Origin of the sequence: Salinisphaera aquimarina, assembly GCF_042643355.1 — a bacterium.
Taxonomy (GTDB): Bacteria; Pseudomonadota; Gammaproteobacteria; order Nevskiales; family Salinisphaeraceae; genus Salinisphaera; species Salinisphaera aquimarina.
In genome coordinates this window covers 50,408-64,895 of the sequence record NZ_JBHRSS010000009.1, presented here as the reverse complement: position 1 = coordinate 64,895, position 14,488 = coordinate 50,408, and the positions used below count along the sequence as shown (strand labels likewise).

Genomic DNA, 14,488 nt, shown 5'->3' with positions numbered 1-14,488 from the left:
GACGAGCCCGCGCTGTCCTTGTCGGCGATCGCCGGCTGCAGCAACCGGCGCGTCGTCACGGCGGATTGGATTATCCCTGTTTCGCTTCCAGGGCTTCCCAGCGCTGCAGGGTTTTCTCCAGATCGGCCTCGGCCGCGGCCAGCTGATCGGTCGCGCGCCGCACGTCCTCGGGTTTGCCGTCGTAGAATCCGGGGGCGCCGAACTGGGCTTCCAGCTTCGCGATGCGCTGTTCGATCTTTTCGATCGTATCGGGCAGCGTCCGCAGTTCCTTGCGCTCGGCGCCCGAGAGCGGATCGGTGACCGGCTTTGCGGACGCCGTCGTATTGCTGCGGCTCACCGGTTTCGTCGGGGTCGCCGCGCGGGGCGGGGCGGGGCGCTGACGCAGCCAGTCGCTGTAGCCGCCGACATAGTCGTTGACGTCACCGCCGCCCTCGAACACCAGTGAACTGGTGACCACGTTGTCGAGAAACGCGCGGTCATGCGAGACCAGCAGCAGCGTGCCGTCGTAGTTCATCAACCGTTCTTCGAGCAGTTCCAGCGTTTCCACGTCGAGATCGTTGGTGGGCTCATCCATGATCAGCAGGTTGGCCGGCCGTGTGAACAGCTTGGCCAGCAGCAGGCGATTGCGTTCGCCGCCGGAGAGCACGTGCGTGGGGCTGCGCGCCCGCTTGGGCGAGAACAGAAAGTCCTGCAGATAACTCATCACGTGCCGATCCTGGCCGTTAATGGTGATGGAACTGCGGCCCTGGGCCACGTTGTCGAGCACGCTGATGTTGTCGTCGAGCGCGGCCCGATGCTGATCGAAATGGGCGATATCCAGATTAGTGCCCAGCTTGATGCGGCCGGCGTCGGGTTCGATCTGGCCCAGCAGCAGACGGATCAGCGTGGTCTTGCCACAGCCGTTGGGGCCGATGACGCCGACCTTGTCGCCGCGCTGGATCACCGTCGACAGATTGTTGACGATCGGCTTGTCGCCCCATTGGTAGGCCAGGCCCTCGGCGACGAGCACGTGCTTTCCGGAGCGCGCCGCGTCCTGGGTGACGATATTGGCGGTGCCACTGCGCTGGCGCCGCTGCGAGCGTTCCTTGCGCATCGATTCGAGCGCGCGTACGCGGCCCTCGTTGCGGGTACGCCGTGCCTTGATGCCCTGACGAATCCACACCTCCTCCTGAGCCAGACGCTTGTCGAACAGGGCGTTGGTCTTTTCCTCGTCGGCGAGCATCTTGTCCTTGCCTTCGAGAAAGCCCTCGTAGTTGCCCGGCCAGGAGGTCAGCTGGCCGCGATCCAGATCGATGATGCGGGTGGCCAGATTGCGCAGGAAAGCGCGGTCATGGGTGATGAACAGCAGCGCGCCGGGCCAGGCGAGGAGCATTTCCTCGAGCTGGGCGATGGCGGCGATATCGAGATGGTTGGTGGGTTCGTCGAGCAGCAGCAGGTCTGGGTTCTGCACCAGCGCGCGTGCCAGCAGCACACGGCGCTTCTGGCCGCCGGACAGATCCTCGAAGCGCCAGTCGGCGTCCAGATTCAGCCGCGACAGGGTGGATTCGACCTGTGGCGCCAAGGTCCAGCCGTCGGCGGCCTCGACGGCCGCCTGGGCGCGCGAAAACTGATCCATGACGTCTTCGCCGGCGGACAGGCGCGCCGTGTATTCGTGGAATCGCGCCAAGGCCTGGCCGACTTCGCCGAGCCCGCCAGCGACCACGTCGAATACCGCACCAGCGGTGCCGGGCGGCACTTCCTGCTCCAGCCGCGCCACACGTACGTCGGGTTTCTGCTCGCGCTTGACCTCATCCGGCTCGATTTCGCCGGCCAGGATCTTCATCAGCGTCGACTTGCCGCTACCGTTGCGGCCCACGAGCGCGACCCGCTCGCCACGGTCGATCGCCAGTTCGGCGCCGTCGAGCAGCGGATGGGTGCCATAGGCGAGTTTGAGATTACGAAGCTGGATGAGCATGGGCGCGAAAATCTTCGCCGTGAGGGTGCATGAGGCCGGGCATTGTACGCCTAGACTCGCCTCGAATCCGCTGTCGCGATCCGATCGCCACACCCGACGCCGACACGGCGGTTAGACTGATGCGCCTCGGCTGTATATGACAACCCAACGCAGGACCCGTTGATGAGTCCACACATACTGATATTACTGGCGCTTGCGCTCGGCTTCGGCCTGATCGCGGGCCTGGTGTTGGCCGCGCTCTGGGCCCGCTCGACCCGCGCCCAGATAGAGGAGCGACTGGCCGGGCTGGGCCGCGAACACGCCGCGCGTGCTGAAGAACTGGCCGCGGTGCGCAAGGAACTGGACACGGCCCGCGCCGAGAACGCGCGTCTGGAAACACGGCTGGAAGCGGAACGCAGTCACGCCGAGGACAAGCTCAAGAGCCTGACCGAGGCGCGCGAGACGCTGACCCACCAGTTCAAGACCCTGTCGCAGGAGATCCTGGAAGAGAAGAGCAAGGCCTTCACCGAGCAGAACAAGGCCAGCCTGGAACCGCTGATCACGCCGCTGCGCGATCATATCGGCCGCTTCGAGAAACAGGTCAAGGAAGCCTACGACTCGGAGAACCGCCAGCGCAGCGCCCTGGCCGAGCAGGTACGGATGCTCGAGGCCTCCAACAAGGCGATCGCCGAGGATGCGACCAACCTCACCAACGCGCTCAAGGGCGAATCCAAGACCCAGGGCAACTGGGGCGAGATGATTCTGGAAACCGTGCTGGAACGCTCGGGTCTGGAGCAGGGCGCCCAGTACAAAACCCAGTTTTCGACCACCACCGAAGACGGCAAGCGGCAGCTGCCGGACGCGGTCATCCATCTGCCGGGCGAGCGCAGCCTGGTGATCGATTCCAAGGTCTCGCTGGTCGATTATCTGCGCGTTCACGAGGCCGAAGACGAAGCCGCACGCCGGGTCGCGCTCAAGGCGCATATCGAGTCGGTCCGGCGTCATCTCAAGCAGCTCTCGGCCAAGAACTACCAAGGCATTGCCGAGATCCGCACGCTCGACTATGTGTTCATGTTCATCCCCTCCGAGGCCGCCTACGTGGAAGCGCTGCGCGGCGATTTCGATCTGCAACGCGAAGCCCTCGACGCCAATATCGCGCTGGTGTCGCCGACCACGCTCATGCCGATGCTGCGCGCGGTGGAAAATCTCTGGCGCCTGGACAAGCAGGAAAAGAACGCCGAGAAGATCGCCAGTCGCGCCGGCACGCTGTATGACAAGTTCGTCGGTTTCATCGAGGATCTCGACAAGATCTCCAGAAACCTGGGAACGCTGGGCAAGTCCGTGACCGCCGCGCGCACGAAACTCACCGACGGGCAGGGCAACCTGGTGCGCCAGGCCGAAATGCTGCGCAAGATGGGTGCGAAGACGAGCAAGAACATGCCGGGCGACTGGCACAACGATGCCCAGATCGGCGCCGACCGCGATCACGATCAACGTACGCAGGATCCGGAGATGGACGCGCTGGAACACGACGCCGACCCGGACGAAAACGACGACGACAGCAGCGAGGGCAAGCCATCGTGAGTATTTCGGTTCGTGATCGTCTGGCGCAGTTGCGCGAGTCCATGCCGCCGGTAGACCCGGTGCAGGCGAATCGGTTGCGGGCAGACGGCGCCTGGCTTGTCGATATCCGCGAGGCCGATGAAATCGCCCAGGGCACGCCCACCGGCGCAAAGGCGCTGGGGCGCGGTTTTCTGGAGATGCGACTGGAGTCCGAAGGGGCGGCCGCCGACGATACGATCCTGCTGCTGTGCGCCTCCGGGTCGCGTTCGTTGCTGGCCGCTGATCAATTGCGCGGACTGGGCTATACCGACGTGCGCTCGGTCGACGGCGGTTTCGATGCCTGGAAGGACGCCGGGCTGGCGTTCGAAACCCCCGCCATGCTCGACAATGCCGATCGTGCCCGCTATGCCCGCCAGCTCACCCTGCCCGAGGTCGGCGAGGCCGGACAGACGAAACTGCGCGATGCCCGTGTGCTCGTGATCGGCGCCGGCGGGCTGGGTTCGCCGGCCGCGCTTTATCTGGCAGCCGCCGGGGTGGGCCATCTGGCGATCGTCGATCACGACACGGTGGATCGCTCCAATCTGCATCGCCAGATCCTGCACCGCGATGTCAGCGTCGGTCAGCCCAAGGTGCGCTCGGCATTCGCTACGCTGACCGGGCTCAACCCGGCTATCGATATCGAGCCGATCGAGGCGCGCGTGACGACCGACAACGCGGCTGAACTGGTCGAAGGCTACGATCTGGTCCTCGATGGTTCGGATAATTTCAACGCGCGCTATGCCATCAACGATGCCTGCGTGGCGGCGAACGTGGCGCTGGTCTATGGCGCGGTCGAGCGCTTTTCGGGCCAGGTCGGTGTTTTTCCGGCCGGTGGCCGGCCCTGTTATCGCTGCCTGTTCGCCAGCGCGCCGCCGGCGGGCAGCGCGCCGACCTGCGCGGAAGCGGGCGTGCTCGGCGTGGTCCCCGGCCTGGTCGGCACGCTACAGGCGCTGGAAGCGCTCAAGCTGCTCGTCGGCATACCCGAAACGCTGACCGGGCGCGTGCTGACCCTGGACGCGAAAACGCATCGCTGGCGCAGTCTGCAGATTCCAGCCGACCCGGCCTGCTCGGCTTGCGGTACGAAATAGGCCCGCGCCGCGGCGTTGCTTGAAACGGTAACGGCCCTCGCCTTGAGACAATCGTAGAGTGGTAACCGATCGCGGCGCGTTGCTAGACTCCACGGAATCTATAAGCGCCCGCAGAGCGCATCGTGGGAGACGTCATGCCGGCATTTTTTCTGATCGTGATCACCTTGGTCGCCTTTTATCTGGGCTACCGATTCTATTCCCGCTATCTGGCGGAAAAGATCTATCGGCTGGACCCGAACTTCGTCACACCGGCCCACGAACTGCGTGATGGCGTCGACTTCGTGCCGACCCACAAGCACGTCCTGCTGGGCCATCATTTCACCTCGGTCGCCGGCGCGGCGCCGATCGTGGGCCCGGCCATTGCGGTGTACTGGGGTTGGCTGCCGGCCCTGACCTGGGTGATTCTGGGCACGATCTTCGCCGCCGGCGTACATGATTTCGGCTCGATCGTGGTCTCCGCGCGCAACCGCGGCCAGAACATCGGCACGCTCTCCGGCAAGGTCATCAGCGCGCGCGCCAGTACCCTGTTCCTGCTCATCATCTTTTTCCTGCTCACGCTGGTGAATGCGGTGTTCGGCGTGGTGATGGCGATTCTGTTCATGAAGAATCCCGGGGCGGTGATCCCGGCGCTGATCGTCATCCCGATCGCCATCTTCATTGGCCAGTGGGCCTACCGGCTGGGCCGCTCGATCATCATTCCCTCGATCATCGGGCTGCTGCTGCTGTATATCGCGATTCCGATCGGCCAGGCCTATCCGTTGTATGTGGACGGCATCGCCGACGCGGTCGGCCTGTCGGTACGCACGACCTGGATCATCCTGATCTTTGCCTATACCTGGATCGCCTCGCGTCTGCCGGTTTGGATGCTGCTGCAGCCGCGTGACTACATCAACGGCCAGCAGCTGCTGGTCGCGCTGTTCGTGATCTTCCTCGGTGTGCTCGTAGGCTGGGATACGGTCACGGCACCCGCGGTCAACCACAACATCGCCGAAGGCTCGCCGAACTGGTTCCCGTACCTGTTCATCACCGTTGCCTGTGGCGCGATCTCGGGGTTTCACAGCCTGGTGGCCTCGGGCACCACGTCCAAGCAGTTGGACAAGGAGCCCGAAGCCCGTTTCGTCGGCTACGGCGGCGCGCTCGGTGAGGGCGCGCTGGCGCTGGCCGCGATCCTGGCCTGTACCGCGGGTCTGGGCGCGGCCGGCGACTGGAATAGTGCGTATGCCGATTTCGGCGCCGCATCCGGCGGGGCGCTGGGCAACTTCGTCAACGGCACCGGCCATTTTCTGAGCAATCTCGGTATTCCGGCGGCGCTGGGCTCCACGTTCGCGGCGGTGGTGGTGATCACGTTCGCCGGCACCACCATGGATACCGGGGTTCGCCTGCAGCGCTATATCCTCGAGGAAATCAGCGAACTCGCCGGTATCAAGGCGTTGTCGGGCCGGGTCAACCTGCTGACCACGCTCGCGGTACTGGTGCCGCTGGCGCTGGCGCTGGTGCCCGGCGGCGACAGCGCCGGTGGCAAGGGTTTCGCGTTCGGGCGCCTGTGGACGCTGTTCGGTACCACCAACCAGCTCACCGCCGGACTGGCGCTTTCGGTGATCGGCGTGTGGCTGCTGGCGCGCAATCGCAATCCGCTGGCCGCACTCATTCCGCTGGTGTTCCTGCTGTTCATGACCACCTGGGCGCTGATTCTCAATCTGGAGGATTTCTTTGCCAAGGGCGACTGGCTGCTGCTGGTCATGGATGCCGCCATCTTCGTGCTCGCCGCGTGGCTGGTTGTGGAGGCGTTCACGGCGTTCAACCGTGTCCGCCACGACAACGCCCGCCAGGCGCAGACCGCGCAACGATGAACGCCGCGCACCTGCCTGCCCACGATACCCGTAGCGGGCGGCAGGCGGGTACGCGCCATCATCAGGCCATTCTGGTACGTGAACAGGATTCACAGCACAGTGGCTCAGGCTGCTGCGGCCGTCTCGGCGGCTGTCATACGGAACTGGGCGGGGCGGCCGATTTCAGCCACAGCCGACGGCGCATGGAGCAGATCGGCGAGATCTACCGGGCGCTGATCGAGGCGGCCCCCGATCTCGATCTGGTCGTGGTCGATCCACGCAACGCGGTCTGGCTCTACCCGGCGGTCTGGCGCGCTGCGCGCAGCCATGGTCTGGGCGTGGGCGCGACGCTGCGTTCCATTGCCCGGGCCGGCTCGCCGGTGGCGATCGTGCTCGACGGCGAGACGTTGTTCGCGGGCCGCCTGCCGACCAGCGTCGAAGTCGTCCAGACGGTACTCGACCGGCTCGGTGCTCGACTCGACGCCTGATCCGCCAGCGTTATGCTGGACCTTCAAGTTTGCAAACGTGGACCGCTCATGGCCGATGACAAGCGCTGGTGGCAACGTGTCGCCGATTATCACGACGCGCTGTTCATGGTGCCCTGGCGCGCCGGTATCGCCCGCCAGGCGCGCGCGGAAGAGGACGCGCTGGTCGCATTGCTCTTTCTCGAGGCGCTGGGTATTCCCGGGCCGGCCGACTATTACGCGCTCGAATTGTATCCGGATCTGATCGAGGCCTTCCATCGCTGGCATCAACGCATGGGCATGGAGCATTTTCCCGAAGCCGGCGTGTGCTGCTGATGGCTGCCGGCCACGGCGACGATCATGCCCACGGTGATTTGCCCACCCGTTTCTATCTGTTCGGCGGCAAGGGCGGGGTCGGCAAGACCACGCTGGCGGCGGCCAATGCGCTGCGCCTCGCTGCACAGGGCCAGCGCACCCTGCTGGTCTCCACCGATCCGGCGCACTCGGTGTCGGACCTGCTCGAATCGAAGCTGACCGACGAACCCACGCCCGCCGGTGACAATCTCTGGGCCATGGAGATTGATCCACAGGCCGATGCCGAGGCCTATGTCGCCGGGATTCGCGAGGATGCCAGAACGGCGGTCTCGAAAGCGGTGTTGCCCGCGCTCGATCGGCATCTGAAACTCGCCGTTCAGGCGCCCGGTACCGCGGAATCGGCGTTGTTCGACCGCTTCACCCATATCATGACCTGGTGCCCCGATCGCTTCGACGCGGTGGTATTCGATACCGCGCCGAGCGGTCATACCCTGCGCCTGCTGACCTTGCCGTCGATGCTTGGCGCCTGGGTCGAAGGGCTGGCCGGCCAGCGCCAGAAGGTCAACAAGCTGCAGGGCATGTGGCGCAACATGGCCGGGGTTCAGGAGCCCGAGCGCGAGGATCGCGTGCTCGCCCGGCTGCGCCAGCGTGCCGAACGCTTCGCCACCGCCCGGCAGCGCTTGCACGGCGAAGCGGTGTTCCATCCGGTGATGCTCGCCGAACGCCTGCCGATCGAGGAAACCGCCCGCGTTATCGAGCAGCTACGCGATACCCATATTCCGGTGGGTGCGATCTACGTCAATCGGCTCTGGCCGGCGGACACATCGAGCGCCTTCGTCACCGAACGCGTTGCCCAGCAGGATGAGTACCTCGCCGAGATACACACCCGCTTCGCGGCCCACAGGCGCATCGAAGTGGCCCAGAGTGCGCGCGATATCGTGGGGCGCGATCAGCTGCGCGCACTGGCCGCCCGACTGCCGTCGGAGCCGCCCGGACATTGATCCAAGCTTGTCTGCTGTATGCAGGCCACTTTGCTACTAGGCCGATTACCGATCGCGTAGATGGCCACCGAGCTGGCCGCTCAGTCCTGTTGTGGCCGGTTCGCGTCGGCCGGAGCATCACCGGTCGGCGCGGCGCTGGATATCCTGATTGTTGCGATCGATGCGCGAACCCGCCATATTCTTGGTTGTCGGGACGTCGAGGCCGTATCGGATCATGGCCCAGGCGTTGCCGTGTCGGAGGATGTACGGATTTTGGCAATCGGTATGGTCAACGCGATGGTTTGAGACATGGAACAAATCGCTATCGACGTCCTGGAGCGGCATGCGCTGGGCGGCACCTGGTGGTATGACCTGCAGACCCGCCGGATCTGGTGGTCGAAGGGCATCTACCGGATTCACGACGTCGATCCGGCCGATTACACGCCGACGCCGGAGACCGTGGCCGATTTCTACGAGCCGGAATCGCGCGCGAACGTCCGTAAAGCCATCGTAAAGGCCATCGAGCAGGGCAGTGGCTGGAGCCTGACGCTCCTGCTGCGACGTTCGAACGGGCAACTGCGGTATGTTCACTCGGTCGCTCAGGTGGAGCCGCGACCCGGCATGATGCCGGTGCTTGCCGGTGCTTTTTTCGATATCCATGAAGCCACCGTGGAGCGCATCGAGCGCGAAGCACGGCAACAGCGCGAACTCGAGCAGCAGAGCCGGCGCTGGCGGCTTGCCAGCGAAAACGCGGGCCTCGCATTGATCGACTTCGATCCCGTGGCCTATAGGGTAGCCGGTGCCATCGCCGAATATGTCGGCGCCAGCCGCGACCATGATATCGAGATTCCGGCCGAGCAATGGCTCGAATACATCCACCCGGACGATCGCAAGGTGCGCCAGCAACGGCTGGAAGCCTATCTGGCGGGTCAGACCGAGGCCTATGTCAGTGAGTATCGGCTGTGCCTGCCGGATATTCCGGAGATATGGGTTCAGGAGGCGGCCTGTCGACCGGCTGAGGATGATGCCGGCGATCGCATGCTTGGAACGCTGTCTGATATCCGCGAACGCAAACGTGCCGAGCGTGCCATCTTTCAGGCGCGGGAAATGGCGGAAATCACTTTCGAAGCCATTGGCGAAGGCCTGGTGCGCGTCGACCGTGACGGGCAGATAACCGAAGTCAATTCGGCCGCCTGTGCGTTGCTCGGCTGCGACGCTGGTGACATGATCAACGCGCGTTTTTCCAGCCGGTTCCGTCTCTACGAGGCCGCCAGCCGGCGTCGCGTGCCCGACCCGGTTGGCCAGGTGTTGCGTCACGGACAGCGGATACGCGTGCCGATCTTTACCCGGCTACGCCGCAGTGATGGCGCCTATCTGTCGATCGCCGACTCGATCTCGCCTATTCACGATGAGGAGGGCCGGGTATGCGGGGCTGTTTTCGTGTTCCAGGACATCAGCGAAATACGCCGAATGACCGAGGATCTGGTGCATCAGGCCAGCCATGATCCGCTCACCGGTCTGCTTAATCGGCGCGGTTTCGAACAGGCGCTCGAAGCCGCGTGGCGGCGCGTACGCGCTGGCATGGCGCATATCTTCGTTCTCTATCTGGATATGGATGAATTCAAGCAGATCAACGACAACTGCGGTCATTCCGCGGGTGACGAGGTTCTGCGTCGTGTGGCGCGCTCGTTTCGCGCTATTCTGCGAGACAGCGATGTACTCGCCCGTCTCGGGGGGGACGAGTTTGCGGCGATCATTCATGCCAAGGCCGTCGATGATGTGGAGACCATCGCCAACAAACTGATCGCCGCCGCCGAACAGGAGAGAACACCCGCTGGAAGCGCTACCCGCTTTGCCGGAGTCAGCGTGGGCGTCGCGGCTCTCGATCCGACGCTTGCCTCGATGGAGGCTGCGTTGATCCATGCGGATGCCGCCTTGTATGTCGCCAAGGCGGCCGGCCGGGGCCGTTATCATTTTCATGATTCGGTCGCTCACCCCTGGCGACGGCGCGATGACGATGCCTGCGATCGGGCCGCCAAATAGCATCGGCCCGACCGGGCCGCCCGGGGTCTCGGAGGCAGCTGTCGCCATGCGCGGCCGAGCGCCTCCGGGTTGCGTCGCTGGAGCCCCTGCGATGAGATTTCGCGCCTGCGGTGTGCGCACGGGTCAAATCGGCATCGCTGGTGTAATCTGTTGAATAGTCGATAAACCACGGGCCGGGGCCGGACGGCGTCGAGTCATCGGTGCAAGCGCGGGCAAGGGGAATTCGCGGCTGGCAGTACGGGCAGGGGATGAAGGGGAGGGGGTGATTTGTTATTGGACGTGCACCGCCGACTCGGCTACCGCCGATTGGCGGATTTCCTGCGAGCGACCCAGGACCCCGAATATCTGAGCGCCAAGGCGGTCGATATCGGCGATTTTTCGCGCCTCGCCATCCTGCTGGCGGCCGTATTTCTCGTCGCTGCGATCATCTGGGATTACGCCATCGATCCGGCCAATGCGCTCGGCACGGCCTGGTTGCGGATCGTGGAGTCCCTGGCAGTGCTGGGGTGGGCGATGGCCAATCGTCGGGGTATTCACTCGAAAACCGCGCGTATTGCGGCGCTGGTGACGCCGCTGTTCGTGGAGATCACGTTTTTGCAGATTCTTTCCATGCTGCATAACGGATCGGCTTACGGCATGGGCGGGATCCTCTACGGCTATATCTTCGGCCCGTTTCTGGTACTGGCGCAGCCGTTCGGTTTCGCCGTGCTGGTGCTCGCGCTGCCGGCGATACTGCCGGTGCTGGCCTGGTTCCTGGGTCTTTCCTTCGGCGTGGACTGGGGCATCTACAACGCCTATGTGTGGATGGGCTTCGTGCCGGTTGTGTTCATCCTGCTGTTCTTCGAGTATCTGTACTGGAACGTGTTTTCCTATCGCCGTCAGGTGGAGAAGCAGGCGGTCACCGACGGGTTGACCCAGATCGCCAATCGGCGTCATTTTCTCGGTGAAGGGGCGCGTCATCTCGCCCGTCATCACCGCAACCGGGATCCGGCCAGCCTGTTGTTCATCGACGTCGATCGATTCAAGTCGATCAACGACAGCTATGGACACCATGTCGGCGATGACGCGATAAAACATGTGGTGGATACGCTGCTGCCGCTGGTTCGCGAGAGCGATCTGATCGCCCGCTACGGCGGTGAGGAATTCGTCGTGTTTCTGCAGGAAACCGGCGCCCGTGGGGCCGATCTCATCGCCGAACGCATGCGGGCCGCGGTGGTGGCGCATCCCTTTGTCGCCGAGTTCGAACACGCGCCGACGATCAAGCTGACCGTGAGCATCGGGGTATCGGTGTTCGAGCCCGGCGCCACGCCGGATATCGACCTGCTGATCCACGACGCCGATCAGGCGCTCTACGAGGCCAAGCGCCGGGGCCGCGACTGCGTGGTCGGCTATGGCGCGATCGCGCCGGACGATCGCCAGCCCCACCGTGCGGTCGCCACCACGTAGCCGGCACCAGCGCGCCACCCACACCCGAAGTTCGGGTGTTTTCGGAACTCGACGACCACGCCGCGATCGGCATGATTAACTCGCGAGCGCACTCGACTGTTCGACTCGAGATGTGCGCACCCACTGTGAGGTCGACGGAATCCGGCTACGGTCACAGCGGTCGGCGTAGCGCTCGGCGACATCGACGATCTCGGTGAGCAGATTGTCGCGCAGGGTGGTCGGTTCCAGACCCAGATCGAGCAGGCAGCGAGCATCGACGCACAGGTCGTTGGCCGCGGCTTCGCGGCGTGGATTGGGCAGATAGGCGATATGGGCGCCGGTCAGACGCGCGACCAGCGCGGCGAGTTCGCCCACGCGCCAGGTCTCGGTCATCTGATTGAAGATGCGCACCCGCTCGCCTTGCGCGGGGGCGGCGCCGATGGCCATCCCGATACAGCGCACCGTGTCCTGGATATGGATGAAGGCACGGGTCTGGCCGCCGCTGCCGTGGACGGTCAGGTCGTGGCCGATGGCGGCCTGCATGAGGAAACGATTGAGCACGGTGCCGTAGTCGCCGTCGTAGTCGAAACGGTTGATCAGACGTTCGTCGAGCCGGGTTTCTCGGGTCTGCGTGCCCCAGACCACGCCCTGATGCAGATCGGTGATCCGGATGCCGTCGTTCTTGTTGTAGAAATAGAACAGTAGCTGATCCTGGGTTTTGGTCATGTGATAGATGCTGCCCGGGTCGGGCGGGAACAGGATCTCGCGCTGGGTGCGGATGCCGTCGCTGTCATCGACTTCGACGGTGAGATAGCCCTCGGGAATACGCAGACCGCCGCCATAGCCGTATACGCCCATCGTGCCCAGGTGAACCAGATGCGCGTCGATGCCGGTCTCGACCAGGGCGCAGAGCACGTTCTGGGTCGCCGACAGATTGTTTTCGACCGTGTAACGCTTGGCGCGTGAATGCTTCATGGAATAGGGCGCCGAGCGCTGTTCGGCGAAATGCACGATGGCGTCGGGGGCCAGACGCTCGATTGTCGCCTCCAGGCGGTCGTACTCGCGCGCCACATCCATATGCAGGGCGGCGATGGTGTGCCCGGTGACCTGTTTCCAGGCGTTCAGGCGCACGTCGAGCGGGGAGATCGGGGTGAGCGAACCCACCCCCAGCTCGGTGTCGATATGCCGGCGCGAGAGATTGTCGATGAGGGTCACGTCGTGGCCTTGACCGGACAGATGCAGCGCGGTGGGCCAGCCGCAGAACCCGTCGCCGCCCAGTATCAGGATCTTCATGATGTCACCTCGATGGCTTTGGCAGGAAAACGCAGGCCCGGCCGTCTGGCCGGCGCCAGCTGGGCGGCGAATTCGGCCGCAGATTCGGCCCAGCCGTTGGTACGGGCATGGGCAATGCCGGGCGCCGGATCGAGTTCGAGCGCGGCCAGTGCCGCTGCTCGCAGATCGTGGTCGAGTACGCCGGTGATGCCTTGTTGCACCACCTGCTGGGGCCCGGTGACCGGGTACGCCGCTACCGGCAGGCCACAGGCCATGGCCTCCATGAGCACCAGGCCGAGTGTGTCGGTGCGGCTGGGAAAGACCATGCAGTCGGCCGCGCACAGGTGTCGTATCAGATCGTCGCCCAGGCGCATGCCGACGAAGTGCACGTCGGGATAGCGTTTTTCCAGGGGCTCGCGCGCCGGGCCGTCGCCGATCACCAGCTTGCTGCCGGGCAGATCCAGATCGAGAAAAGCCTCGACGTTCTTTTCCGGCGCGACCCGGCCGAAATAGGCGAACACCGGACCGGGCAGCGCGAGGGCGACCGGCGCGACCGGCCGGAACTGGCGTGTATCCACCCCGCGCCGCCAGAGCGCGAGACGCGAGAACCCTTGGTCGCGCAGAAAACCGGCCAGCGGCGGTGTGCTCACCATCGTGCGTACGCCGCGACCATGAAAACGTGCCAGCACACGGTAGCCGAGCCGCACCGAGATGAACGGCCAGCGGGCGTTGAGGTATTCGGGAAAGCGGGTATGAAACGATGTCGTGAAGCGCCAGCGGCGCAGATGACAGTAGATCCAGCCGGCCAGACCGACGCTGCCTTCAGTGGCGATATGCACCGCGTCGGGCACGAAGCGTTGCAGGCGTCGTGCGACACCGGGCAGGGGCGCTGCGGCCAGCCGGATCTCGCGATAGGTCGGGCAGGCCACGGTGACGAACAGTCCCGGATGGATCACCAGTACGTCGTGGCCGGCGGCTTCGAGTTCGGCGACCAGAGCCGTCAGCGCGGTGACCACGCCGTTGACCTGCGGCTGCCAGGCATCGGTGAGCAGTGCGATACGCATGCATCTCCCGGTTTTGGCCGACCTCGGGCCGGCATCCAACTGGGCGCAGTGTGTGGGGTACAGATAACTAAAAGATGACGATGCCGTGGCGATTGAATGACAGTCGTCGCGCGGACCGGATCATCCGGCAGGGAGTTGCGACGACGGCAAAAGCCCCGAATGGCCGACCGATGGTGCGAGCAGGAAGAAGCATTTTTATCCGCAGATAACGCAGAGCAACGCAGATTTAAAGAGCGTCGAGATCGCACTCGGTTTCGGAGGATGTGATTGCGAAGAGATGCTGCGGCTAACAAAAAACAGGACGCTATCCGCCAGTGAAATCGGACAAGCAGAGACAGTGGCTGGGCTATGCTGGATTACAGCCCTGAAACCCAGCCACGGGCAGCTGGCCCTTGGTTGTCAGCGTTCCAGGTTCCTTGTGTTCATCGCCGATTCGATCTGTATTGAATCGGCGACTATCTGCGTTATCTGCG

The 14,488-nt window shown here is 64.3% G+C and carries 12 protein-coding genes; 9 read left to right on the top strand and 3 right to left on the bottom strand.

Features of this window, described 5'->3' with window-relative positions:
* Positions 1-70: 70 nt before the first annotated feature.
* Entirely contained in the window at positions 71-1,954 is a 1,884-nt protein-coding gene (locus tag ACFOSU_RS18605) for an ATP-binding cassette domain-containing protein (RefSeq protein ID WP_380691443.1), read from the bottom strand.
* 162 nt (positions 1,955-2,116) lie between these two features.
* Here ACFOSU_RS18605 and rmuC point away from each other — a divergent pair, with 162 nt between their 5' ends.
* The 9 genes from rmuC (at position 2,117) to ACFOSU_RS18560 (ending at position 11,700) form a co-directional block, all read left to right on the top strand.
* Positions 2,117-3,517, top strand: coding sequence for a DNA recombination protein RmuC (rmuC, locus tag ACFOSU_RS18600; RefSeq protein WP_380691442.1), 1,401 nt, complete (start codon positions 2,117-2,119; stop codon positions 3,515-3,517).
* Complete coding sequence (moeB, locus tag ACFOSU_RS18595) at positions 3,514-4,623, top strand: molybdopterin-synthase adenylyltransferase MoeB (RefSeq protein WP_380691441.1); 1,110 nt, start codon at positions 3,514-3,516, stop codon at positions 4,621-4,623. Before rmuC ends, moeB begins: the two co-directional genes overlap by 4 nt.
* A gap of 134 nt (positions 4,624-4,757) precedes the next feature.
* Positions 4,758-6,473, top strand: a complete 1,716-nt coding sequence (locus ACFOSU_RS18590; protein ID WP_380691440.1) for a carbon starvation CstA family protein — start codon at positions 4,758-4,760, stop codon at positions 6,471-6,473.
* The gene (locus ACFOSU_RS18585; protein WP_380691439.1) at positions 6,470-6,940 is read left to right on the top strand and encodes a hypothetical protein; all 471 of its coding nucleotides are present in this window, start codon (positions 6,470-6,472) and stop codon (positions 6,938-6,940) included. Before ACFOSU_RS18590 ends, ACFOSU_RS18585 begins: the two co-directional genes overlap by 4 nt.
* Before the next feature lie 48 nt (positions 6,941-6,988).
* Entirely contained in the window at positions 6,989-7,252 is a 264-nt protein-coding gene (locus ACFOSU_RS18580; protein ID WP_380691438.1) for a cory-CC-star protein, read from the top strand.
* Positions 7,252-8,232 carry an ArsA family ATPase gene (locus ACFOSU_RS18575; protein ID WP_380691604.1) on the top strand — a complete coding sequence of 327 codons (981 nt, stop codon included), beginning with the start codon at positions 7,252-7,254 and terminating at the stop codon, positions 8,230-8,232. Before ACFOSU_RS18580 ends, ACFOSU_RS18575 begins: the two co-directional genes overlap by 1 nt.
* Before the next feature lie 60 nt (positions 8,233-8,292).
* Complete coding sequence (locus tag ACFOSU_RS18570) at positions 8,293-8,517, top strand: hypothetical protein (protein ID WP_380691437.1); 225 nt, start codon at positions 8,293-8,295, stop codon at positions 8,515-8,517.
* 3 nt (positions 8,518-8,520) lie between these two features.
* Positions 8,521-10,254 (top strand): PAS domain-containing protein, encoded by a 1,734-nt coding sequence (locus ACFOSU_RS18565; RefSeq protein ID WP_380691436.1) that lies wholly within the window; start codon positions 8,521-8,523, stop codon positions 10,252-10,254.
* 279 nt (positions 10,255-10,533) lie between these two features.
* The gene (locus ACFOSU_RS18560) at positions 10,534-11,700 is read left to right on the top strand and encodes a GGDEF domain-containing protein (RefSeq protein WP_380691435.1); all 1,167 of its coding nucleotides are present in this window, start codon (positions 10,534-10,536) and stop codon (positions 11,698-11,700) included.
* A gap of 75 nt (positions 11,701-11,775) precedes the next feature.
* Here ACFOSU_RS18560 and ACFOSU_RS18555 read toward each other — a convergent pair whose 3' ends face one another.
* Together ACFOSU_RS18555 and ACFOSU_RS18550 are read right to left on the bottom strand one after the other, a co-directional pair.
* A complete protein-coding gene (locus ACFOSU_RS18555; RefSeq protein WP_380691434.1) occupies positions 11,776-12,972 on the bottom strand; it encodes an NAD-dependent epimerase/dehydratase family protein in 1,197 nt (398 codons plus the stop codon).
* A complete protein-coding gene (locus ACFOSU_RS18550; protein WP_380691433.1) occupies positions 12,969-14,015 on the bottom strand; it encodes a glycosyltransferase family 4 protein in 1,047 nt (348 codons plus the stop codon). The genes ACFOSU_RS18555 and ACFOSU_RS18550 overlap by 4 nt, the downstream gene beginning before the upstream one ends.
* Positions 14,016-14,488 lie beyond the last annotated feature (473 nt).

What these genes read in the sequence shown, in the direction of transcription:
- ACFOSU_RS18605 (WP_380691443.1), bottom strand. Translation starts at nt 1,954, where the DNA reads ATGCTCATCCAGCTTCGTAATCTCAAACTCGCCTATGGCACCCATCCG.
- rmuC (WP_380691442.1), top strand. Translation starts at nt 2,117, where the DNA reads ATGAGTCCACACATACTGATATTACTGGCGCTTGCGCTCGGCTTCGGC.
- ACFOSU_RS18590 (WP_380691440.1), top strand. Translation starts at nt 4,758, where the DNA reads ATGCCGGCATTTTTTCTGATCGTGATCACCTTGGTCGCCTTTTATCTG.
- ACFOSU_RS18585 (WP_380691439.1), top strand. Translation starts at nt 6,470, where the DNA reads ATGAACGCCGCGCACCTGCCTGCCCACGATACCCGTAGCGGGCGGCAG.
- ACFOSU_RS18580 (WP_380691438.1), top strand. Translation starts at nt 6,989, where the DNA reads ATGGCCGATGACAAGCGCTGGTGGCAACGTGTCGCCGATTATCACGAC.
- ACFOSU_RS18575 (WP_380691604.1), top strand. Translation starts at nt 7,252, where the DNA reads ATGGCTGCCGGCCACGGCGACGATCATGCCCACGGTGATTTGCCCACC.
- ACFOSU_RS18570 (WP_380691437.1), top strand. Translation starts at nt 8,293, where the DNA reads ATGGCCACCGAGCTGGCCGCTCAGTCCTGTTGTGGCCGGTTCGCGTCG.
- ACFOSU_RS18565 (WP_380691436.1), top strand. Translation starts at nt 8,521, where the DNA reads ATGGAACAAATCGCTATCGACGTCCTGGAGCGGCATGCGCTGGGCGGC.
- ACFOSU_RS18555 (WP_380691434.1), bottom strand. Translation starts at nt 12,972, where the DNA reads ATGAAGATCCTGATACTGGGCGGCGACGGGTTCTGCGGCTGGCCCACC.
- ACFOSU_RS18550 (WP_380691433.1), bottom strand. Translation starts at nt 14,015, where the DNA reads ATGCGTATCGCACTGCTCACCGATGCCTGGCAGCCGCAGGTCAACGGC.